Genomic DNA, 23,669 nt, shown 5'->3' with positions numbered 1-23,669 from the left:
GGATTTATGGGTAATGTTTATTATTCTGCTTCGTTTAAAAAATCTTTTAATCCAGAAGTAAATTTATCTAGCCAAGATTTTTTATTCTCTTTTTTCTTAGGTTCTTTTATGGTTTTAGGTTCTTCCACTATTTGTGGTTCATCCTCTTTTTCTTCAATATTTTCTACAGCTCTTTCAAAAACAGGTTCTTCTGGAACTACAGGTTGTTCTTTTGGCATTTTTTCTAAACCTTCCATTAACAAACCTACAGCAGTTGCAAAAACAGGACTTGACAACGACTCATCAGAACCACCTGCCAAATGTTCATTAGGATATCCAATTCTTGTATCCATTCCTGTAATGTACTCTACCAACTGTTTTAAGTGCTTAACTTGCGCACCACCTCCTGTTAATACAATTCCAGCTATTAGTTTTCCGTTTTGAGTATCGTGTCCATAGTTTTTAATCTCTAAGTACACCTGCTCAATAATTTCTGTAATACGAGCATGAATTACTTGAGACAAACTCTTTAAGGTAATTTCTTTTGGCTCTCTACCTCTTAATCCTGGAATAGAAACAATTTCGTTGTCTTTATTTTCTCCTGGCCAAGCCGATCCAAATTTTACTTTCAACAACTCAGCTTGTTTTTCTATAATAGAAAAACCTTCTTTAATATCTTCGGTAATCACATTTCCTCCAAAAGGAATCACTGCTGTATGACGAATGATTCCATCTTTAAAAATGGCCAAATCAGTAGTTCCACCTCCTATATCGATTAAAGCAACTCCTGCTTCTTTTTCTTCGTGACTCAACACTGCTTCTGCCGAGGCCAAAGGCTCTAATGTTATAGCAGACAATCCTAAACCTGAGTTAGTCACACATCTCCCAATATTTTTAATTTGAGAAACTTGCCCCACAACAACATGAAAATTAGCTTCTAATCTACCTCCATACATTCCAATAGGCTCAGAAACATCAACTTGACTATCTACTTTAAATTCTTGTGGTAATACGTGTATAATTTCTTCACCAGGTAACATCACTAATTTGTGAACTTGGTTAATTAAGTTCTCAATATCTTTTTCGTCTATCACTTCTTCTGCATCTTGTCTGGTGATATAATCACTGTGATGAATACTTCTGATGTGATGACCTGCAATACCAACTGTTACAGTATCAATTTTTAAACCTGATACATTTTCTGCTTCTTCTACAGCTTGTTGAATAGACTGTATAGTTTGCGTAATATTATTTACAACACCTCTTTTTACTCCTAGGCTTTTTGCTTTCCCTATTCCTAAAACTTCAATTTTACCATACTCGTTTTCACGACCAATCATGGCAACAATTTTAGTTGTTCCAATATCTAATCCTATAGCAATGCGGTTATTTTCCATCCTTACCTTATTTTGAGCACACAACTTGATTGTTGTACTGTAAATCTATTTTTTTGAAAGTGGCAGACAAACTATCGTTTTCCATATAGTTGTAAAACACTTTTAATTTCTTTAATTTATCAGAAGTCTTATTTAAACCTCCTAACAATACTTGTTGATGGTTAAATCTGGTTTGTAACCAATATCCTTGTCCATCTTTTTTAATAGCCACCACCAACTTATTTAAAAACTCATCTTGATGAATTTTTTGAATTAATGGGAACACTTCTTCTGACTTTATTAAGCCATTTTTATTGTTGATTATTGGAACTCTCGCCGAATAACTCTTAGACAAAGGCATTTTTAACCCCTTTGAGTCGATATAATAAACTCCATTTTGACTATACTCCCTAGCTAGTGGTTTACGTTGTATTACACTCACTTTCAAATCTCCAACTACTCCAACAGACACTTGTGCAGATTCCACCATAGGGTGTGATTGTACCACCTGTTCCAACTCTTGTAAATTTATCAAGGATTTTGCTTGGTTTCTAACTCCTTTCTTATTTTGTATTAACAAGTTATCAACCATTTGATGCGTTAAAAACAAATTGTCTTCATTAGCAAAAACAACCTCTACATTTTCTATTTTTCGCATCGCATTTCTTTTGGAGGTAAAGCCCAAAATAAATCCTACAAATAATAGAAATAGTGTTGTTTTTATGTAAACAAAATATTTTTTCATCTATAATACTTGTTACTTGTTTAACGCTGTTGTTACTTCCTCAACTAAAACACCAATATCACCAGCACCAATCATCACCACAACCGTGGCATCAGTGTTTTTAACACTTAAAATTGCTGCTTCTTTGGTTTGTAATGATTTGTTTTTATTCTCTATTTTATCTAATAACCAAGCTGATGTCACTCCCTCAATTGGTAGTTCTCTTGCTGGGTAAATATCTAACAAAATTAGCTCGTCAAATTTCGACAAACTTTTAGCAAAATCATCAATAAAATCTCTAGTTCTTGAAAATAAATGTGGTTGAAAAATAGCCATGATTTTTTGTTGTGGATACATTTCTCTCACCGCATTTTCAACCGCCTCAATTTCAGTAGGATGATGTGCATAATCATCAATTAGCACAAAATTATCTTCCTTAATTTTATATGAAAATCTTCTTTTCACCCCTCTATAAGAGCTCAAAGCATTTTTAATATCCTCTAATTCCAATCCATGTTTCTCTGCCATTGCAATAGAAACTAAAGCATTAGAAACATTATGTCTTCCTGGTAAATGGAATACTATATCATTAACAAAACCATTTGGTGTTTTTACATCAAAAACAAAAGAACCATGTTCAATCTTAACATTTTGAGCAACATAATCAGCCTCTTCTTCCACTCCATAAGTCAACCCTTTAACTGGTAATCCTTTTTTTACGATTAAAGTATCTGAAACCTTGTTTGCAAAATCTCTAAACGATGTTTCTAAAGCTTCTTTTTCTCCATAAATATCTAAATGATCTGCATCCATATTGGTAATGCAAGCTACATTTGGTGATAATTGTAAAAATGAACGATCGAATTCATCTGCCTCTACCACCGATATTTTATCTTCTCCTAGAATTAAGTTAGAATTGTAGTTTTCTGTAATCCCTCCTAAAAACGAAGTTGCTCCAGTACCACAAACATGCATGATATGACCCAATATAGATGATGTGGTCGTTTTTCCATGAGTTCCTGCAACAGCATAACAAACAGTATTTTTAGTAATCAATCCTAAAAGCGCCGACCTTTTTAACACCTCAAAACCATTTTGCTGAAAGTAATTTAATATTTTACCATCTTTAGGAATAGCAGGAGTATAAACCACCAAAGTCTTTTCCTTGTCTAAAAAAGATTTATCAATAGTAGAAACCTCATCAACAAAAGAAATTTCTACCCCTTGCTCATTCAAAACCTTAGTTACTACCGATGGTGTTTTATCATAACCAGACACTAGTTTTCCATTCGCTACAAAATAGCTAGCTATGGCACTCATTCCAATACCACCAATTCCTACAAAGTAGATGTTATGTATGTTTTTTAATTCCACTTAGCTATCTTTTCAATTTCTTCTACTATTCTTTTGGTTGCCTCGGGCTTTGCTAATGCTGTCATGTTTTTACACATTTGATTAACACTTTCTTGGTTTTGCAATAAATATTGCACCTTGGTCATTAACAACTCTTTTTCTGATTCTTTTAACATAATGGCTGCATTTTTATTTACAATAGCCATTGCGTTTTTAGTTTGATGATCTTCTGCCACATTAGGTGATGGCATAAATATAACTGGCTTCCCTACAATACATAATTCTGAAACCGAACTCGCCCCTGCTCTTGATACAATCATATCGGTAGCAGCATAAGCCAAATTCATTTCCGATAAATACGCATGTGTCTGTACTCCGTCTAAATCATTAAACTTTTTATACTCATCAATATAAAACTTACCTGTTTGCCAAATCACTTGAATGTTTTGAGCTTGTAAAGCTTTCATATTATTTTCTATCATTTGATTAATGGCTCTGGCACCTAAACTCCCACCTAAAACCAATAATGTTTTTTTATTAGTATCTAACTTAAAAAAAGCTTGAGCTTCTGCTCTTTTAGTGGACACTTCTAACAAATCTTGTCTTACTGGATTTCCTGTAAACACAATTTTATCGCTTGGAAAATATCGCTGCATTCCCTCATAAGCCACACAAATTTTAGCTACTTTTTTAGATAAGATTTTATTTGTGACTCCGGCATAAGAATTTTGTTCTTGAATCAAACATGGAATTCCTTTTTTACTTGCCACTTGTAATACTGGTCCACTGGCAAAACCACCTGTACCAACAACAACATCTGGTTTAAACTGACGAACAATTTTTTTAGATTTCCACAAACTACTTATTAACTTTATAGGAAACAACATGTTTTTAAAAGTTAAACTACGCTGTAAACCCGCAATCCATAAACCTTTAATTTGATACCCCGCTTGCGGTACCTTTTCCATTTCCATTTTATCTTGAGCTCCTACAAATAAAAACTCAGCATCTGCATAACGAAGTTTTAATTCGTTAGCAATGGCTATGGCAGGATATATATGTCCTCCTGTTCCTCCTCCGCTGATCAATATTTTTTTAACCTTACTCATAGTTATGCCTCCTCAATTTCTTCTGTGTGATATAATTTTTCTAACGGATCTTCACTCGCAGTTTCTAATTCTTCCTCGGTTACATTTGCACTTGCAGTAACACTCAACACCATACCAATCGCCAAACAAGTCATCCAAATAGAAGTTCCTCCACTACTTATTAAGGGTAGTGTTTGTCCTGTTACTGGTCCTAAATTTGTCGCTACCATCATATTAATGATCGCTTGGAAAACAATAGGAAATCCTACTCCAACCACTAATAATTTTCCGAATATCGTCCCTGCTTTTTTAGCAGCTACATACAACCTAAAAGTCAATACAAAATAAACCAACAACACCATTCCTGCTCCAAACAAACCATATTCTTCTACAATAATGGCAAAAATAAAATCCGAAGAAGACTGTGGTAAAAAGTTTTTCTGTACACTTTTTCCTGGTCCTTTTCCTGTCAATCCTCCTGTAGCAATGGCTATTTTTGCATTTTCTACCTGATATCCCTCCTTAGATTCATCATCAGAAAAAGATTCAATTCTACTCATCCAAGTATCAACACGGTTAGGCATTAAACCCGGAAATGCTTTTGCTGTTAACACAAACAACATTAAAAACACTATTCCTGCACCTATAATTCCTGCCAAATATTTTATAGGATATCCTCCTACAAAACACAACAACATAATCATCATAAACACAATAGCTGTGGTAGAAAAATTGGCGGGTAAAATAAACATCAATACCAAGGCAATAGGGCCCCACAAACGAAATAAACTTTCTTTAAAATCTATGATGCTATCTTTTCGTTTTGCCAAATATCTGGCTGTATACACCATAATCACCAACCCAGCTAAAGTTGAAGTTTGAAACCCCACTCCAATAATTGGAATTCTAATCCAACGCGCTGCATTGGCACCTCCAATAGTTGTTCCTTGAGCTAGCGTTACAATTAACAACACAATTACAATTGGAATCATCACCACCGAAACCCCACTAAAATATCGATAAGGTGTTCTATGGATAAAAAACATGATAATAAAACCCATTAAGAGCAATACAGCATGTTTAACTAAAATTCCTATGGTAGTTCCATTCCCTGCCACATATACCAAATTGGTACTAGCACTGTATACCGGCATAAAAGAAAACAATGCCAATAGCGCTACCAGTGCCCAAATAAACAGGTCACCTTTTATATATGATTTGATATGTTGTAACAGTGAACTCATCTTATAAATTTCTTACTGCATCTTTAAATTTTCTTCCTCTGTCTTCGTAGCTTTCAAACAAATCAAAACTAGCACAAGCCGGAGACAACAAAACAGTTTCTCCTTTATCAGCCAATTTATAGGCAATTTTTACTGCTTCATCAGCACTAGCTGTTTCTTCAATAAAATCTACAATTCCTCCAAAAGCATTTTTGATTTTAGTGTTATCTATACCTAAACAAATAATGGCTTTTACTTTTTCTCTTACTAAAGGATATAATTCTGAATAATCATTTCCTTTATCTACTCCACCAACAATCCAAACCGTTTGGTGAGTCATACACTCTAAAGCATAAAATGTTGCATTAACATTGGTTGCCTTAGAATCGTTAATATATTCTACGCCATTTACTTTTAACACATGTTCTAACCTGTGTTCTGCTCCTTCAAAATTCTCTAAGGATTCTAAAATGGTTTGTTTTCTTGCTTTTAGCAATTGTGCTGCTAATGATGCAGCCATGGCATTCTTGGTATTGTGTTTACCTTGTAACGATAATTTTGAAATGCTCATTCTAATTTCTTCTTTGTTAATGTTAATCACTATTTCATTTTGGTCAACATAGGCACCATATTCCAACTTATTTTCAATTGAAAACGGTACTAATTGAGCCTTTGGATTGTATTTTTTTACGCCTTCTACAACAACGGCATCATCGGCATCATAAATCAAATAATCTGATGCTTTTTGATTTTTTGTGATACGGAACTTTGACGCGATGTATTTATCAAAATCGTAATCATATCTATCTAAATGATCTGGCGTAATATTGGTGATAATTGCAATATGTGGTGCAAACATCACTATACCATCCAACTGAAAACTACTCAACTCCAAAACGTAATTTTCAAAATCATTTTTAGCAACTTGCGCTGCATAACTTTCTCCTATATTTCCTGCAATCCCAATGTTAAAACCACTTTGTTTTAGCAAATGATGTGTTAACATTGTAGTAGTAGTTTTTCCATTAGAACCAGTAATACCAATAATTCTTGCAGGACTATGATTGGCAGCAAATTCTATTTCGGAAATCACTGGAATTCCAGCTTTCACCATATTTTTTATAAAAGGAATATGGTCTGGAATCCCTGGACTTTTTACCACCAAATCAGCATTTAAAATCAATGCATCTGTATGTTTTCCAGATTCGTAATCAATATTTCCCTCTTTTAATTGTTGTACGTATTTTTCTTTAATCACAGATTTGTCAGACACAAAAACATCCATCCCTAGCTTTTTTGCTAAGATGGCTGCTCCTACTCCGCTTTCGCCCGCTCCTAAAACAACAATTCTTTTCATATTAATTAGTTATGAGTTATTAGTATTGAGATTTTAGATTCTCCCCTCTACTCAATACTTCTTACTCTTATTTTATTTTTTATTAGTTATGAGTTACTAGTATTAAGATTTTAGATTTTCCTCCTCTACTCAATACTCCTTACTCTGTACTATCTCATTTTTAAAGTCACTACAGACAACACCGCTAACAAAATTCCTACAATTAAAAACCTTGCTACAATTTTACTTTCGTGATATCCTTTCTTTTGATAATGGTGATGCAGTGGCGCCATTCTAAACACTCTTCTTCCTTCTCCAAACTTTATTCTGGTGTACTTAAACCAAAATACTTGAATGATTACCGACATGTTTTCTACCAAGAAAATTCCAGCCAAAATAGGAATCAGTAACTCTTTACGAACCGCAATAGCAATTACCGCTATAATACCACCTATGGTTAAACTTCCTGTATCTCCCATAAATACTTGAGCAGGATATGTATTGTACCATAAAAACCCTATTAGACCACCTGCAAAAGCACTAATATAAACGGTCATTTCTCCAGAGTTTGGAATGTACATTACATTAAGATAATCTGAGAAAACAATGTTTCCAGAAACCCAAGCAAAAACTCCTAAAACCGCAACAATAATAGTGGAAGTTCCTGCTGCCAAACCATCAATACCATCGGTTAAATTGGCTCCGTTAGAAACTCCTGTTACAATTACAATCACTACTGGAATAAAAATAATCCACGCATAGTCTGCAACATTATCTCCCATCCAACTGATGACTGAAGCATAGTCAAATTCATTATTTTTTAAAAATGGAATGGTTGTTTTAACAGATTTATGCGCCTCGCCAAACAAGTGTGTATTGGCTATTTTTTGAGAAAAAGGCAATTCTTTTTTCATGGTAACTTCTGGATGAAAGTACAACATTGCTCCTACAAACAATCCTAAACCAACCTGACCTAAAACCTTAAATTTTCCTTTTAACCCGTCCTTATCTTTTTTAAATACTTTTATATAATCATCTAAAAAACCAATAGCTCCCATCCACAAAGTAGTAACGATTAATATGATTACATAAATATTATCTAGTCGCGCCAATAAGAATACTGGAATTAAAGTGGCCAAAATAATAATGACTCCACCCATGGTTGGAGTTCCTGCTTTTTGCACTTGTCCTTCCAAACCTAAATCTCTTACCGTTTCTCCAATTTGTTGTTTACGTAAATAATCTATCAACCTTTTTCCATAAATGGTAGACAATAACAAGGAAACCATAAATGCTAAAGCAGAACGGAATGTAATAAACTGAAACAAACTCGCTCCAATTAGTTGATATTCTTTTTCTAAGTAATCAAATAAGTAGTATAACATTATCTATTTAGTGTTTCAAAAGTTTCTATTAGTATTTCCTTATCATCAAAATGAGTTCTTTCCCCATTTATTTCTTGATAGGTTTCGTGCCCCTTACCTGCCACCAAAACCACATCTTCTTTTTTAGCCAATTTACAAGCCGTCTTAATGGCTTGTTTTCTATCAGAAATCGTCAATACTTTATATGCTTTATCAGCGGTAATTCCTGCTTCCATTTCTTCCAAAATCACATTTGGATCTTCAGTTCTTGGATTGTCAGAGGTTAAAATTACCTGAGTACTTAACTCTGCCGCAATAGCTGCCATCTTAGGTCTTTTGGTCTTATCTCTATCACCTCCGCAACCTACCACTGTAATAATATTTACAGATGAGTTTACCATTTCTTTAATAGTGCTTAAAATATTTTTTAAAGCATCTGGGGTATGTGCATAATCTACAACACTTACAATTCCTGTTTTAGAAACCTGATATTGAAAACGACCATCCACACTTTTTAACTGACTTAAAGCGGTTAGCAATTCCACTTCATCAACCCCTAATTCGCAAGCTACACCATAAATCGCCCCTAAATTTGAAGCATTAAATCCTCCAACCAATTGCACCCAAACCTCGTGTTGATTTATTTGCAGTAACATTCCAGAAAAACTCTTTTCTAAAATTCTCACCTTATAATCGGCCAATGTTTTTTGAGAATAAGTCTTTTTTAGAGCTTTGGTGTTTTGCAACATCACCATTCCGTTTTTATCATCAGTATTGGTTAATGCAAAAGCCGATTTTGACAAATGATCAAAAAACGATTTTTTTACATCTCTATACTCACTAAAAGTTTTGTGATAATCTAAATGATCATGAGTAATATTAGTAAACACACCACCATTAAAATCTAAACCAAAAGTTCTTTCTTGATGAATACCATGAGAGCTCACCTCCATAAAACAGTAATCAACTCCAACACTTACCATTGCTGCCATGTATTTATTAATAGCTAACGAATCTGGTGTGGTATGAGTTGCTGGAAATTCATTCTTATCTATCACCACTTTTACGGTAGACAGCAATCCTGTTTTATATCCTAACAAATCAAATAATTGATACAGTAAACTTGCTATGGTTGTTTTTCCATTGGTTCCTGTTACCCCAACCAACTTTAATTTTTCAGAAGGGTGGTCGTAAAAATTTGCAGCCAACATTGCCAAAGCCTCATTAGCGTTTTTTACTTGTATATATATGACTGCATCATTTATTTCTGATGGTATTTCCTCACAAACAACAGCAACAGCTCCTAATTCTATCGCTTTAGAAATGTATTGATGCCCATCAACATGTACCCCTTTTTGAGCCACAAACAAAGTTCCTTTGATTACCTTTCTAGAATCAAAAGCAATAGCAGTCACCTCAACCTTTTCATTAAAGTTGATTTGATTTAACACCGCTACTTTTTTTAATAAATCTTTTAATTCCATATTAATACAGTACTACTTGTTGTCCTCTTTTGATACCTACTCCTTTAGTGATTGACTGTTTTTTTACAAACTCTAACCCGCCTTGAACAGCAACCGTTAATCCTTTATTTTCTAAAACAGAAACCGCATCCATCATTGCCATTCCTCTAACATCTGGCATAATGTTTTTAATTTCTAAATTTTCTTTTTGATATTTTTTATCATCCTTTTCTAAAGCCGCTAGTTTTGGTAAATCCAACAACACTTCTTTTTCTTTTAAAGAACTGGTATATATTTTTTGTGCAATGGCTTTAAATACTGGAGCAGCAACAGTAGCCCCATAATACCCTTTATATTTATTAGGTTTATTAACTACTACCACACAAGTATATTTTGGATTTTCTGCCGGAAAGAAACCAGTAAAAGAAGAAACGTATTGAGTATTTCCTGTCCAATACTCCGTTTGACAAGTTCCTGTTTTACCAGCCATAGAAAAACTTGGTGAATACAATTTTTCTGCGGTTCCACGAATCACTACATTTTTTAATATTGCCTGTAACTCTGTTATGGTTTCTTTTGATGCTATTTTAGGATTTAAAATTTCTGACTCAAAAACTTTCTTTACTTCTCCTTGATGACGTAGCTCTTTAATAAACCTTGGTTTAATCATCACCCCATCATTTGCAATAGCATTGTAAAAAGTTAGCAACTGTAACGGTGTTACTTTTACTCCATAACCCCAAGCCATCCAAGCCAAAGACAAACCGTTCCAACTTTTAGGATCTCCTCTTTTTACATATTTAGGATCTGGAATAAATGGTTGCCCCTCTCCTTTAATAGGTACCCCTATTTTGTTACCAAACCCTAACTTATTAATTCCATCAACAAATTGCTGAGGGTTATTACTATAAGCGTCCATAACCATTTTTGCAATCCCCACGTTAGAAGAAACTTCAATAGCTCTTGCCAAAGATATCTTTCCATACCCCCCTCTATGAGAATCTATAATACTCCTACCATAAACTTTCATCACTCCTTTTTCGGTATCTACAACATCACCTGTATCTACTTTCTTATCCTCTAAGCCCACCAATAAACTTGCTAGTTTAAAAGTTGAACCCGGTTCTTGAGCTTCGTAAATTGCGTAATTCCTTTTTTCAAAATAGGTTCCACTAGCCGATTTCCCTAGATTGACAATCGCCCTCACTTCTCCAGTTTTGGTTTCCATCACCATAGCACATCCATGATCTGCTTCAAAAGTTTCTAGCTGCTCTAACAAAGCCGCATGTACTACATCTTGAATATTTACATCAATCGTAGTAATTACATCACTACCATCTTGAGGTTCTTTTTCATTTTTATCATTAATTGGTTTCCATTGACCTTTAGCAATTCTTTGCTTTTGTCTCCAACCATGATGCTCTTTTAAATAGTCGATATAAGCTCCTTCTACGCCAACATTTCCTCTATAATCAGAATATCCAACAGTCCTCACTGCCAAATCTCCTAAAGGTCTCGCTCTTACATTTCTTTGCTCTGTAATTAAACCACCTCTGTATTGACCTAGTTTTAAAATTGGAAAAGTTTTTAGCCTTGCATAATCTATATACCCTAAATCCCTAGCTAAAAAAAGATATCTGTTTTTACGTCTTTTTGCATCTCGCAAATACTTTCTATAATAAGATGACGGTTTTTTAAATAATGTAGATAAAGAATCGCTCAACGCGATATAGTTCTCTTCAAAAACTTTGTTCTCTATGGTAACCATATCTAACCTAACGGTATATTTAGACATGGTAGTAGCTAAAAGATTTCCACCAGTAGCGTAAATATTTCCCCTATTAGCAAAAATGGTATCCGTTTTAATTGTTCTTTGAACTGATACTTTTCTATAATACTCTCCTTCAACAGATTGTATAAACCCCACTCGAACAATTAAAACAACAAAAAGCACAGCTAGCACTAACACTAACCATCCTAATCTGTCTAATATGCTTTTTTCTGTGGTGCTCAATTTTACTATTTTGGTTTTTTAACTACTATTTTTATTGGAGGCTCTTCTGATGATTTTAACCCCACTTGTGCTACTTGTTCTTTAACTGTGGATTCTAATTTTAAATGAACCACTTTGGTTGCGCTATCTATATACTCCGCTTTTAACGCCCTTATCTCTTTATTAAGGAGTGATATTTTTATGTTTTTCTCGTCGGTTTTATGTGCACAGGTAATCATGACTATAGACATTCCTAACACTATAAAAATGACTTTCCAGTTTTTAACAGAATCACTCTTTATTAAAAAGTCTCCTTTTAAAACCCCAGAGATAAATTCACCAACTCCCATTTATTAGCTTTTTAATTTTGCAATTCTCAGCTTGGCACTACGAGCCCTATTATTTATTTTGATTTCTTCTTTGCTTGGCAATATCAACCCACCGACTTTTTGCATAGGAACACTAAAATTTCCATAAAAGTCTTTTTCTGGCTCTCCCTCAAACATTCCTTTCTGAATAAATCTTTTCACCAATCTATCTTCTAAAGAGTGATAAGAAATCACACTCAACCTTCCGTCTTCTTTTAAAATATTTGGAATTTGAGTTAAGAACTCTTTTAACACTTCTAACTCCTGATTTACCTCAATTCGTAAAGCCTGAAATATTTGTGCTAATATTTTATGTTCTTTTGCCTTGGGTAAAAACTGAGCCAACACTTCTTTTAACTGAAAACTGGTTTCTATTTTATTTTCTTCACGAGCCGCCACAATAACTTTTGCCATAGCCCTACCATTTCTTAACTCTCCGTATTGAAACAAAATATTTGCAATATCATCTTGAGAATAATAATTGATAATATGCGCTGCGCTCACCTCTGCTTTTTGATCCATACGCATGTCTAGCTGCGCATCAAAACGAGTAGAAAACCCTCTTTCTGCCTGATCGAATTGATGAGATGACACTCCAAAATCTCCCAAAACACCATCTACCTTTCTTACTCCATAGAACCTTAAAAACCTTTCTATATATCTAAAGTTTTGCGGAATCAAGGTAAAACGCTCATCATCTATAGCATTATTATGCGCATCAGGATCTTGATCAAAAGCAAATAACTTTCCATCATCACCCAACCTTGATAAAATCTCTTTAGAATGACCTCCACCACCAAAAGTTACATCAACATAAACACCGTTTGGCTTTATATCCAACGCATCAACACTTTCTTTTAACAAAACTGGATTATGATAACTCATCTTCTTCTGTATTTAAACCTCCCATTACTTGCTCTGCCAATTCAGCAAAATCATCCATTGCACCATCAATTGCTTTTTCATACAATTCTTTGTCCCAAATCTCTATAATCGACACTGCCGATGACAAGACCACTTCTTTGGTAATTTTAGAATACACCAATAAATCTTTTGGTAATAATAACCTCCCAGAAGCGTCTAATTCAACATTTTTAACTCCAGCAGTGAACAATCTGATAAAATCATTATTCTTTTTTACAAAGCGATTCAACTTTCCCACCTGCCCCATCACCTTGTTCCACTCCGCCATTGGATACAATTCCAAACAAGATTGAAAGACCGATCTTTTTAACACAAACCCCTCATGTAAAACACTTTCCATCTGTTTTTTTAATCCAGATGAAAGCATCACACGCCCTTTAGCGTCTGTTTTACATTCGTATGTTCCTATTAATGAATCCACTTTTTGATTTTACTTTTCAAAAATATAAAATATTTCACCACTTTTTACCACTTTTACCCACATTGTTGATAAGTTTTACCACAAGAGCCCAAAACGCTTATATTTTAAATATCAATCAGTTAAGAAGTTAACCCTCAGACTATAGGTGATATTTATGAATAAGTGGTTTTTTATCAAAAAAAGTTTACATTTGCAGCTAAACCTAAGCCTAGATAATAAGCATGGAATATTTAATTAAAACGGAAGGAGAGTTTAAGTATATTGAGGCCGGAGAAGGTAGAACAATCATAGTTTTACACGGTTTAATGGGAACTCTTGGTGATTTTGCTGGTGTTGTAGAACACTTTTCTAAAAATGGTTATAGAGTACTTGTACCTGAATTACCCATTTATACCTTAGCAATAATTAAAACGAACGTTAAAAACCTTGCTAAATTTGTAAAGAGTTTTATGGAATACAAAAATATTTCACAAGCTACTTTACTAGGTAACTCATTAGGAGGTCATGTATCATTATATATCACCAAAGCTTTTCCTGAATTGGTAGATTCTTTAGTTTTAACAGGAAGTTCTGGTTTATACGAAAAAGCAATGGGTGACACTTACCCAAAAAGAGGTGATTATGACTATATAAAAACCAAAGCCGAAGCTGTATTTTACGACCCTAAAACTGCAACTAAAAAAATGGTTGATGATTTGTTTGCGGTTGTAAACGACAGAAACTGTGCTATTAGAATTTTAGCTTTAGCTAAAAGCGCTATTAGACATAACATGGCTAAGGATTTACCTGATATGAAAATTCCAACTTGCTTGGTTTGGGGTAAACAAGACGATGTTACTCCACCTGAAGTTGCAGATGAATTCAACAAACTAATGCCTAATTCTGAATTATTTTGGATTGACAAATGCGGACATGCTCCAATGATGGAACATCCTGATGAGTTTAACAAAATAGTTGATGCTTGGTTTGACAAAAACAACATAAAATAATGCAGATTAAATCTGCTGAGTTTGTTATAAGTAATTCAGAGGTATCAAAATGTCCTTCTGAAAACATTCCAGAATACGCATTTATAGGAAGATCTAATGTTGGTAAATCTTCATTAATCAATATGCTAACAGGTAGAAACAAACTTGCAAAAACATCAAGTACTCCTGGTAAAACCCAACTAATTAACCATTTTAAAATTAATAAAAATTGGTTTTTGGTAGATTTACCTGGTTATGGATATGCTCGTGTTTCTAAAACCACAAAAAAGGAGTTTCAAAGTTTTATTACCGATTACTTTAAACAACGTAAAGGACTTGTTTGTACTTTTGTTTTGATAGACTCTCGTCATTCTCCACAAAAAATTGATGTAGCATTTATGGAGTTTTTAGCAGAAAACGAAATTCCTTTTGCTATTATCTTTACCAAAACAGACAAATTAAAGCCCAAAGCTATTACACAAAACATAGCAAAATATGAAGCTGCCATGTTAAAAGATAGATTTGAATACTTTCCTACTTATTTTACATCTTCTTCTACCAACAGAAATGGAAAAGATGATATTTTAAATTTTATAGACAGTATTAATCAAGACTTTAATTCAGGAAACCTGTAAACTCCGTTTGCAATGCATTCTACCAAAAACAACTTACAAATTCTTTTTGAGGACAATCATATAATTGTAATCAACAAGCGTTCTGGAGATATTACTCAAGGAGATAAAACTGGAGACAAACCATTAAGTGATGTTGTTAAAGAATACATTAAAGAGAACGAAAACAAACCGGGAAACGTTTATCTAGGTGTTGTACACAGACTAGACAGACCTACTTCTGGAATTGTAATTTTTGCCAAAACCTCTAAAGCCTTAGAACGATTAAACAAAGCTTTAAGAGATAAAAAAATTCACAAAACCTATTGGGCTGTTGTTAACAAACAAGACATCCCTACAAAACAGACCTTGAGACATTTTTTAGTAAAAAACCCTAAAAACAACAAATCAAACGTTTGCAAAGCTAATACACAAGGAGCCAAAGAAGCTATTTTACACTACAGTCTTTTAAAAAAACTTGATAATTTTCAATTACTAGAAATTGAATTAGAAACAGGTAGACATCACCAAATTAGAGTTCAACTTTCTACTTTAGGTTGTACTATTAAAGGAGATTTAAAATACGGTGCTAAAAGAAGTAACAAAGATGGAAGTATTCATTTACACGCTCGTAAAATAGAATTTATCCATCCTGTAAAAAAAGAACCGATAACGTTAATCGCTCCGGTTCCTGATGATGCTGTTTGGAAGAGTTGTGAGCACAACTCATAAACACTCATTATTCTTTCTATCAGAAAACAATTAAGTTAAAATACACCTACAAAAAGATAATATTCACAAATTAATAGAGTAAATATTATTGTTTTTTTATAAAAACAGCGAATAAACTAAATATTCACTAAAAAACAATCAAACACTCTAACTATGAAATTAACTATTAAAAAAGTAGGGCTATTTATGGCTATGTTCGCAGGAATTTCTTGCGCTAACGAGATTGAACAAGAAATCACCGCAAACAATCAACAAGAATTTAACCTCTCTAGAGAAGCTAAAACCGGAATAACTTCAACAGGATATAATTCTACAAACTATTTTCAACCCCCAACCAACCTACCCACAAAAAATTTCACTGGAAGTACAAGTACACAACTTCAAACACTTATTAATAATAGCAGCACTGGAGCCATTATTAAAATCCCTAAAAAAACGTATAACTGGGGAGAAATCAAATTAAAATCCAAAATACAATTAGAAATAGAAAGTGGAACTATTATTAAACCATCTAACAATAATATTAAACGCATTTTCAGTATTGGTAGTTCTGGTAATGGTACTAGAGTTACTGATGTTAGTATTATAGGTGTAGGCGGAAAATTTACAATAGACCTATCTGCCACCGCTAACCTAAACCAAAACATGGCAGTGATAAAAATGGGAAGAGTATCTAATTTTAAAATCTCTAATTTTATTATTAAAGACAGAAGAACTTCACTAGCATCAATCTTACTAAATTACATCCCATCAAACTCTGACAATGAACCTTATCCTAAAAATGGTGTCATCGAAAAAATTAACCAAACAGGAATTTCACACACAGGTTATGGGTTAATCCAAGCGTATTCTGCATCAAATGTATTATTTAAAAATCTATATTGTAAAGGTGGAGTAACTCTTAGACTAGAAACTGATGACAAAACCATGAAAGATGCTGTTAAAAATGGTGGTAAGTTATTTGGATTGAGAAATATTTACGCAGATATGATAAAATGTACTAGTGGACTTTGCCCTATCATGTTTTCTCCTCACTTTACTGAAAACGGAAAAATTACAGCAAGAAATATTACCGCAACTGGATGTGCTTTTGCTGTAAGAGTTGAACACGGGTTTATTGAAGTTTTTGACACTAATAAAACTTATGCTTTAACCTCATCTGGAGGAAACCAATTTAAAAACTTTATTGCTGGTAAAATATCAGGAACTGGAAACTCTTCTAAATTCATAGGCAACCAATACAAGAGAGCTAATGGCACACAGTGGGCTATTAGATTATCTGACGCTTCTATAAACGGCTCTCTAGATCCATACATCACTAATCAAATTGGATATTTAAAAAATGGTAGTTTTGAAAGCACAACCATAGAAAATGTAACAACAATTTACAAACCTACAAACGCCAAATTAAAACAATCCTTTTTACCATTTATCCCTTGTAATGATTGGACTAGCAAGATTAAAAATCCTACTGACACAGGAATGGGGAATGGTTTTGAATACTATGGACCTTCTTTAGGAGAAAGATTTGACAACACAAATGGTACCAACTCTAATGGAAACTACATCATCAATGTAAATGGAACAACTACTAGGTTTTCAACTGTGAGAAACATTCTTTACAACACCCCAACCGCCTGTACAAGTAATGCATATGGTACAATTCCTACCACTTCTAATAGTCCTGGGTTATAAAATACTGACTATTATCTTTAATAAAAAAGCCCCTTTAAATTAATTTAAAGGGGCTTTTTTATTTGCTTTTACAATTTCTTATTTACAATACTCATCGTAAGCTCCAGACAAGTTTGCTGCAATAGCTTCTGCAGAATGCCCTTCAATGTGATGACGCTCTAACATGTGTACTAATTGTCCATCCTTAAACAAAGCAACTGCTGGTGATGATGGAGGAAAAGGAATCATAAATTCACGTGCTTTTTGAACCGCTGGTCCATCAACTCCTGCAAAAACAGTCCCTAAACTAGTAGGTAATTTTGAATTTTGTAAAGAAGCAATCACTCCTGGTCTTGCTGTTCCTGCCGCACAACCACAAACTGAATTCACTACTACTAATGCAGTTCCTTCTTTTGCGATAAATGATTCAACATCTGCTGGAGATTTTAATGCTGTTACTCCTGCTTGTACTAATTGTGCCTCCATTGGAGCCGTTAATTCTTGTGGATACATATGTATATACTTTAAATTTCAATAAATTAATGATTCAAAGATCTTTGAATCGTTATGCAAATTTAGACAATAAATATTCCAAAACCTTACAGTGTGACATTTTATCGACATAGAAACAAAACCTTGTTGATTTATGAACATTATACTGACATTTTTTCCGAATCAAATTAAGGCAAGATTCTTGTTTCTTTATAGACCTACAACAATCAGGATGCTATTTTTTAAGCATTCTTAAAAATATATTTAAATGAAAAAATTTGCAAGTTGGATTGGTGCCGGAATAGGATGGGCTGCAGGAGGACCTATTGGAGCTGCTTTAGGATATTTAATAGGATCTGCACTTAAAGGCGCTACCTCTGACTATTCAGAATTTCAAAAAAACAATACTTACACTAGTAGAACCACACAAGCTGGAGATTTTGAAATTAGCCTACTTTTTTTATCGGCAGTTGTTATTAAAGCTGACGGAAAAATATTACAAAAAGAACTAGACTATGTTCGTAATTATTTTGTTCAGATGTACGGTAAAGACAGAGCCAACAATGCTTTTAAGTTGTTTAAGGGAATTATTAACGACACTTCTTTATCTACTCAAGAAGTTTGTACGCAAATAAGAAACCATATGACACCTGAGTCTAGAGCACAACTAATTCATTTTTTATTTGCCATAGCAAAATCTGATGGTCATGTTGCCGACTCCGAAGTACAAGCCATTCAAACCATTGCAAATTATCTGTATATCAACCAAGCTAGTTTTAACTCTATAAAAGCTATGTTTTATGATAATTCAGAATCTGCATATCAAATTTTAGAAGTTTCTAAAACTGATGATAATGATACTATTAAAAAAGCTTATAGAAGATTAGTTAAAGAACATCACCCAGACAAATTAGCACATTTGGGAGAGGAACATTTAAAAGGAGCTCAAGAAAAATTTCAGAAAATACAAGAAGCTTACGAAACCATTAAAAAAGAAAGAGGCATTTAAAATTTTACAACTTATCCCAAATATCAATTTTCTTTTCTTCATCTAAAGCTTCATACCCTCCAATAACTTTATAATTTAAAGTCATTGATATCTGATTATTCACACCACCAAGAAACATTTTAATTTCTGTTTTTTGGTGTTCCCATTCGGTATAATATTTTAAATCTCCTCGTTGAATTTCATGATGCTTACCTAAATCGCTGTAATTATAAAGTTCATCAATCACCACCGACCTATCTGTTATCGGCTCGCCATATTTTTTAATTAACACTTCTTTTAAAGCTCTGTAACTATTTTTATACTTCTCTTCGTTTAACAACTTTTCCTTTAAAGATAGTACTCCATGAACCAATTTATCATTTTCAAAATGATAAACCACATCAATTGCTAAATCTGCTATCGTAGAATTTATTACATATATTTTAGAATCTTCTAGAATATATTTATCAGTAATCGTAGATATCACTTCACTTTTAGAATCTCCCCATTTTGATTTCAAAAAATCCTGAGCAGACAAATTGTTTTGAAACGCTACTAATAATAATACAATTAATATTTTTTGATACATATTTACAATAGTAATATTTGCGCCAAAAATACAAATATTTTATCTTATTTATCTCAGCATTCATTTTAGACTATCCTATTGTTAATCATCAATTAAAACAGTATTTTTGCAGTCCAAATTGAATACCCAATAAAATGAGTGCAAATTTCAAAGAACACAAAGGATTAAGTTTAACCAATATTGCATCTGAAACACTTAAGTTTTGGCAAGAAAACAACATCTTTCAAAAAAGTATTGATGCTAGAGAAGGAAAAGAACCATATGTGTTTTTTGAAGGACCTCCATCTGCAAACGGATTGCCAGGAATTCATCACGTTTTAGGAAGAACTATTAAAGATGTTTACCCTCGTTTTAAAACCATGAAAGGGTTTAAAGTTCAGCGTAAAGCTGGTTGGGATACGCATGGTTTGCCTGTAGAATTGGGAGTTGAAAAAGAATTGGGAATTACCAAAGAAGATATTGGTACAAAAATATCTATTGAAGAATACAACATTGCTTGTAAAAAAGCAGTGATGAAATACACAGATATTTGGAACAATTTAACCGAGCGTATTGGATATTGGGTAGATATGGAAAATCCATATGTAACCTACAAGCCAAAATACATGGAGTCTGTATGGTGGTTATTAGGTCAGATTTATAAAAAGAATTTGATTTATAAAGGATATACCATTCAACCATATTCTCCTAAAGCTGGAACAGGATTAAGTTCTCACGAAATTAATCAACCTGGAGCGTATCAAGATGTTACAGATACTACTATTGTTGCTCAGTTTAAAGCTATTAAAGAAACACTTCCTGCTAGTTTACAAAACTTAGCCGAAGTACATTTATTAGCATGGACAACTACTCCATGGACTTTACCAAGTAACACAGCCTTAACCGTAGGGCCAAAAATCGAGTATGTTTTAGTAAAATCATACAATCAATATACTTTTGAACCTATCAACGTTATCTTGGCTAAAAACTTAGTTGGAAAACAATTTGGAAAAAAGTTTGCTACTGTATCAACTGAGGAAGATCTACAAGCTTATAAGCAAGGAGATAAAAAAATACCATTTTTAGTTGGAGAAACATTTTTAGGTAAAGACTTAGAAGGAATTAAATATGAACAATTATTGCCTTGGGCATTGCCATATGAAAATCCTGAAAATGCTTTTAGAGTAATTACTGGAGATTTTGTTACTACCGAAGACGGAACAGGTATTGTACACACTGCTCCTACTTTTGGTGCAGATGATGCTTTTGTAGCTAAAAATGCTACTCCAGAAATACCACCAATGTTGGTTTTAGATGAGAATGAAAATCCAGTTCCTTTAGTAGATTTACAAGGGAGATTCAGATCACAAGTAGGACCTCATGCAGGGAAATACGTAAAAAATGAATATTACAATGATGGCGAAGCTCCAGAAAAATCTGTAGATGTAGAAATTGCCATTCAACTAAAAGAAGAAAACAAAGCTTTTAATGTAGAAAAATACAAGCACAGTTACCCACATTGTTGGAGAACTGACAAGCCTATTTTATACTACCCATTAGATTCTTGGTTTATAAAAGTTACGGAGGTTAAAGACCGTATGCACGAATTAAACGAGACTATTAACTGGAAACCTGAATCTACCGGAACCGGTCGTTTTGGAAACTGGTTAAAAAATGCAAATGACTGGAACTTATCTCGTTCTCGTTATTGGGGAATTCCATTACCTATTTGGAGAACCGAAGATGGTACAGAAGAAATATTGATTAGTTCTGTTGAAGAATTAAAAACTGAAATAGAAAAAGCCAAAGCTGCTGGAATTGAAAACCCTACAAGTTTTGATGCTTTTGAAGTTGGAAACATGTCTGATGAGAACTACGACAACATAGACTTACATAAAAATGTAGTAGATGCTATTACCTTAGTTTCTCCAAAAGGACAACCAATGAAACGTGAAGCAGACCTTATTGATGTTTGGTTTGACTCTGGTGCTATGCCATATGCACAACAACATTATCCTTTTGAAAACAAAGAGTTGATAGACAACAGAGAATTCTATCCTGCTGATTTTATTGCAGAAGGAGTAGACCAAACTCGTGGTTGGTTCTATACTTTACACGCCATTAGCACCATGGTTTTTGACAATGTTGCTTATAAAAATGTAGTATCAAACGGATTGGTTTTAGACAAACACGGTAAAAAAATGTCTAAGCGTTTAGGAAATGGTATTGACCCGTTTACAACGATGGATCAGTATGGACCTGATGCAACACGTTGGTACATGATTTCTAATGCAAACCCTTGGGATAACTTAAAATTTGACTTAGAAGGAGTAGATGAAGTAAGACGTAAATTCTTTGGAACATTATACAACACGTATTCTTTCTTTACTTTATATGCTAATATTGATGGATTTAAGTACGCTGAAGCAGACATCAAATTAGAGGATAGACCAGAAATAGATCGTTGGATTTTATCAGAGTTAAATACGTTGATTTTAAAGACTGATAAGTTTTACAATGAATACGAGGCTACAAAAGCCACTCGTGAAATTCAGAACTTTGTTACTGAGAATCTATCAAATTGGTTTGTACGTTTAAGCAGAAGACGTTTCTGGAAAGGAGACTATGGTACTGATAAAATATCAGCATACCAAACACTTTATACTTGTATGTTAACTGTAGCTAAATTAAGTGCTCCTGTTGCGCCATTTTTTATGGATAATCTTTACAAAGATTTAACATCTGCAACACATTTAGAAAACCATGAGTCAGTACATTTGGCCGAGTTCCCAAAAGCAGATGTTTCTGCTATAGATGAGAACTTAGAGCGTAAAATGCAAAAGGCTCAACAAATATCATCAATGGTATTGTCTTTACGTAAAAAGGAAATGATTAAGGTACGTCAACCGTTACAAAAAATTATGATTCCTGTATTAGACAGCCAACAAAGAGAAGATATTTTAGCTGTTCAGGATTTAATATTATCAGAAGTAAACGTTAAAGAAATTGATTTATTAGACGACGCTTCTGGAGTATTAGTAAAGAACATTAAGCCTAATTTTAAAGTTTTAGGACCTCGTTTTGGAAAGAACATGAAATTGGTAGGTGCTGAAATTCAAAAATTTACGCAAGATGACATTGCTAAATTAGAGCGTGAAGGTAAAATTTCTATCAAGATTGAAGAAAATTTAGTAGATTTAACACAGGAAGAAGTTGAGATTAGCTCTCAAGATATTGAAGGTTGGTTAGTTGTAAACCAAGGAGGATTGACAGTTGCCTTAGATGTTACCATTTCTGATGATTTGAAAAACGAAGGTGTTGCAAGAGAACTGGTAAATAGAGTACAAAACCTAAGAAAAGATTCAGGTTTAGAAGTTACCGATAAGATTAAATTATCTATTGTTGTTAACGAAGTACTAGAACAAGCAGTAAATACCAACCAAGATTATATTAAGAGTGAAACCTTGACTAATCAACTAGAATTTGTAAACGAACTAAATGATGGTTTGGATATTGAATTCGACGATGTAAAAAGTAAAATATTCATTCATAAAATCTAAAAGTTATGGCAACGGCAGATGAAAAAGTAGTATACAGCGATAAAGATTTAGCTGAGTTTAAAGAAATCATTTTAAAGAAAATTGAAAGAGCTAAAAAAGATTTAGAAATTCTACAAAGTTCATATAAAAACGGTAGCTCTAACAACACAGACGATACCTCTCCACAGTTTAAAGCTTTTGAAGAAGGTTCTGAGACCATGTCTAAAGAAGCAAACGTACAGTTGGCTATTCGTCAAGAAAAATTTATTCGCGATTTAAAAAACGCTTTGTTACGTATAGAGAACAAAACTTATGGAGTTTGTCGTGCTACAGGTAAATTAATCAGAAAAGAGCGCTTAAAATTGGTGCCACATGCTACCCTAAGTATTGACGCCAAAAATGCAGAAAATAAATAATAAAAGGAATTCCTTTTAAAATTGCCATATAAAAAGTTTGTAATTTCGGTTGCAAACTTTTCTTTTTAC

At 33.4% G+C, this 23,669-nt stretch carries 21 protein-coding genes; 7 read left to right on the top strand and 14 right to left on the bottom strand.

Annotated features, from left to right (window positions below):
- Window positions 1–20: 20 nt before the first annotated feature.
- From ftsA to mraZ, 12 genes are all read right to left on the bottom strand, one after another.
- Window positions 21–1,376, bottom strand: coding sequence for a cell division protein FtsA (gene ftsA, locus AXE80_RS00375; protein WP_068823945.1), 1,356 nt, complete (start codon window positions 1,374–1,376; stop codon window positions 21–23).
- A gap of 7 nt (window positions 1,377–1,383) precedes the next feature.
- Window positions 1,384–2,013 carry a cell division protein FtsQ/DivIB gene (locus tag AXE80_RS00370; RefSeq protein ID WP_083194411.1) on the bottom strand — a complete coding sequence of 210 codons (630 nt, stop codon included), beginning with the start codon at window positions 2,011–2,013 and terminating at the stop codon, window positions 1,384–1,386.
- A 99-nt stretch (window positions 2,014–2,112) separates the two neighbouring features.
- Window positions 2,113–3,453, bottom strand: coding sequence for a UDP-N-acetylmuramate--L-alanine ligase (gene murC, locus AXE80_RS00365; protein WP_068823943.1), 1,341 nt, complete (start codon window positions 3,451–3,453; stop codon window positions 2,113–2,115).
- Window positions 3,444–4,541, bottom strand: coding sequence for an undecaprenyldiphospho-muramoylpentapeptide beta-N-acetylglucosaminyltransferase (gene murG / locus AXE80_RS00360; RefSeq protein WP_068823942.1), 1,098 nt, complete (start codon window positions 4,539–4,541; stop codon window positions 3,444–3,446). Before murG ends, murC begins: the two co-directional genes overlap by 10 nt.
- A gap of 2 nt (window positions 4,542–4,543) precedes the next feature.
- Window positions 4,544–5,764: an FtsW/RodA/SpoVE family cell cycle protein gene (locus AXE80_RS00355; protein ID WP_068823941.1), complete on the bottom strand. Its 1,221-nt coding sequence runs from the start codon at window positions 5,762–5,764 to the stop codon at window positions 4,544–4,546.
- A 1-nt stretch (window position 5,765) separates the two neighbouring features.
- Window positions 5,766–7,100, bottom strand: coding sequence for a UDP-N-acetylmuramoyl-L-alanine--D-glutamate ligase (murD, locus tag AXE80_RS00350; protein ID WP_068823940.1), 1,335 nt, complete (start codon window positions 7,098–7,100; stop codon window positions 5,766–5,768).
- A 149-nt stretch (window positions 7,101–7,249) separates the two neighbouring features.
- Complete coding sequence (gene mraY, locus AXE80_RS00345) at window positions 7,250–8,464, bottom strand: phospho-N-acetylmuramoyl-pentapeptide-transferase (protein WP_068823939.1); 1,215 nt, start codon at window positions 8,462–8,464, stop codon at window positions 7,250–7,252.
- Window positions 8,464–9,927, bottom strand: a complete 1,464-nt coding sequence (locus tag AXE80_RS00340; protein WP_068823938.1) for a UDP-N-acetylmuramoyl-L-alanyl-D-glutamate--2,6-diaminopimelate ligase — start codon at window positions 9,925–9,927, stop codon at window positions 8,464–8,466. The genes mraY and AXE80_RS00340 overlap by 1 nt, the downstream gene beginning before the upstream one ends.
- A 1-nt stretch (window position 9,928) precedes the next feature.
- Window positions 9,929–11,920, bottom strand: a complete 1,992-nt coding sequence (locus tag AXE80_RS00335) for a penicillin-binding protein (RefSeq protein ID WP_083194408.1) — start codon at window positions 11,918–11,920, stop codon at window positions 9,929–9,931.
- A gap of 5 nt (window positions 11,921–11,925) precedes the next feature.
- On the bottom strand, window positions 11,926–12,249 hold the full coding sequence (locus AXE80_RS00330) for an FtsL-like putative cell division protein (RefSeq protein ID WP_068823937.1): 324 nt from the start codon (window positions 12,247–12,249) through the stop codon (window positions 11,926–11,928).
- A 3-nt stretch (window positions 12,250–12,252) separates the two neighbouring features.
- The gene (gene rsmH, locus AXE80_RS00325) at window positions 12,253–13,152 is read right to left on the bottom strand and encodes a 16S rRNA (cytosine(1402)-N(4))-methyltransferase RsmH (RefSeq protein WP_068823936.1); all 900 of its coding nucleotides are present in this window, start codon (window positions 13,150–13,152) and stop codon (window positions 12,253–12,255) included.
- Window positions 13,139–13,612, bottom strand: a complete 474-nt coding sequence (mraZ, locus tag AXE80_RS00320; RefSeq protein WP_068823935.1) for a division/cell wall cluster transcriptional repressor MraZ — start codon at window positions 13,610–13,612, stop codon at window positions 13,139–13,141. The genes rsmH and mraZ overlap by 14 nt, the downstream gene beginning before the upstream one ends.
- Before the next feature lie 221 nt (window positions 13,613–13,833).
- Between mraZ and AXE80_RS00315 the strand changes: the two genes are divergently transcribed.
- The 4 genes from AXE80_RS00315 to AXE80_RS00300 all read left to right on the top strand — a co-directional run bounded on the left by AXE80_RS00315 (window position 13,834) and on the right by AXE80_RS00300 (window position 17,618).
- Window positions 13,834–14,601: an alpha/beta fold hydrolase gene (locus AXE80_RS00315; RefSeq protein WP_068823934.1), complete on the top strand. Its 768-nt coding sequence runs from the start codon at window positions 13,834–13,836 to the stop codon at window positions 14,599–14,601.
- Window positions 14,601–15,215, top strand: coding sequence for a ribosome biogenesis GTP-binding protein YihA/YsxC (gene yihA / locus AXE80_RS00310; protein ID WP_068823933.1), 615 nt, complete (start codon window positions 14,601–14,603; stop codon window positions 15,213–15,215). The genes AXE80_RS00315 and yihA overlap by 1 nt, the downstream gene beginning before the upstream one ends.
- A gap of 12 nt (window positions 15,216–15,227) precedes the next feature.
- On the top strand, window positions 15,228–15,923 hold the full coding sequence (locus AXE80_RS00305; RefSeq protein ID WP_068823932.1) for an RluA family pseudouridine synthase: 696 nt from the start codon (window positions 15,228–15,230) through the stop codon (window positions 15,921–15,923).
- Window positions 15,924–16,076: 153 nt separating this feature from the next.
- Window positions 16,077–17,618 (top strand): hypothetical protein, encoded by a 1,542-nt coding sequence (locus tag AXE80_RS00300; RefSeq protein WP_068823931.1) that lies wholly within the window; start codon window positions 16,077–16,079, stop codon window positions 17,616–17,618.
- A gap of 78 nt (window positions 17,619–17,696) precedes the next feature.
- Here the strand turns inward: AXE80_RS00300 and AXE80_RS00295 are convergent, their stop codons facing one another.
- Window positions 17,697–18,110 (bottom strand): BrxA/BrxB family bacilliredoxin, encoded by a 414-nt coding sequence (locus tag AXE80_RS00295; RefSeq protein WP_068823930.1) that lies wholly within the window; start codon window positions 18,108–18,110, stop codon window positions 17,697–17,699.
- 247 nt (window positions 18,111–18,357) lie between these two features.
- On the opposite strand from AXE80_RS00295, the gene AXE80_RS00290 reads away from it, so the two are divergent.
- On the top strand, window positions 18,358–19,098 hold the full coding sequence (locus tag AXE80_RS00290; protein ID WP_068823929.1) for a TerB family tellurite resistance protein: 741 nt from the start codon (window positions 18,358–18,360) through the stop codon (window positions 19,096–19,098).
- A 4-nt stretch (window positions 19,099–19,102) separates the two neighbouring features.
- Here the strand turns inward: AXE80_RS00290 and AXE80_RS00285 are convergent, their stop codons facing one another.
- Entirely contained in the window at window positions 19,103–19,666 is a 564-nt protein-coding gene (locus AXE80_RS00285) for a hypothetical protein (RefSeq protein ID WP_068823928.1), read from the bottom strand.
- Between the two features lie 134 nt (window positions 19,667–19,800).
- Here AXE80_RS00285 and ileS point away from each other — a divergent pair, with 134 nt between their 5' ends.
- The gene (gene ileS / locus AXE80_RS00280; protein ID WP_068823927.1) at window positions 19,801–23,205 is read left to right on the top strand and encodes an isoleucine--tRNA ligase; all 3,405 of its coding nucleotides are present in this window, start codon (window positions 19,801–19,803) and stop codon (window positions 23,203–23,205) included.
- 5 nt (window positions 23,206–23,210) lie between these two features.
- Entirely contained in the window at window positions 23,211–23,600 is a 390-nt protein-coding gene (locus AXE80_RS00275) for a TraR/DksA family transcriptional regulator (RefSeq protein WP_068823926.1), read from the top strand.
- Window positions 23,601–23,669 lie beyond the last annotated feature (69 nt).

Origin of the sequence: Wenyingzhuangia fucanilytica (genome assembly GCF_001697185.1) — a bacterium.
Taxonomy (GTDB): Bacteria; Bacteroidota; Bacteroidia; order Flavobacteriales; family Flavobacteriaceae; genus Wenyingzhuangia; species Wenyingzhuangia fucanilytica.
This window is presented reverse-complemented; position numbering and strand designations above follow the sequence as displayed.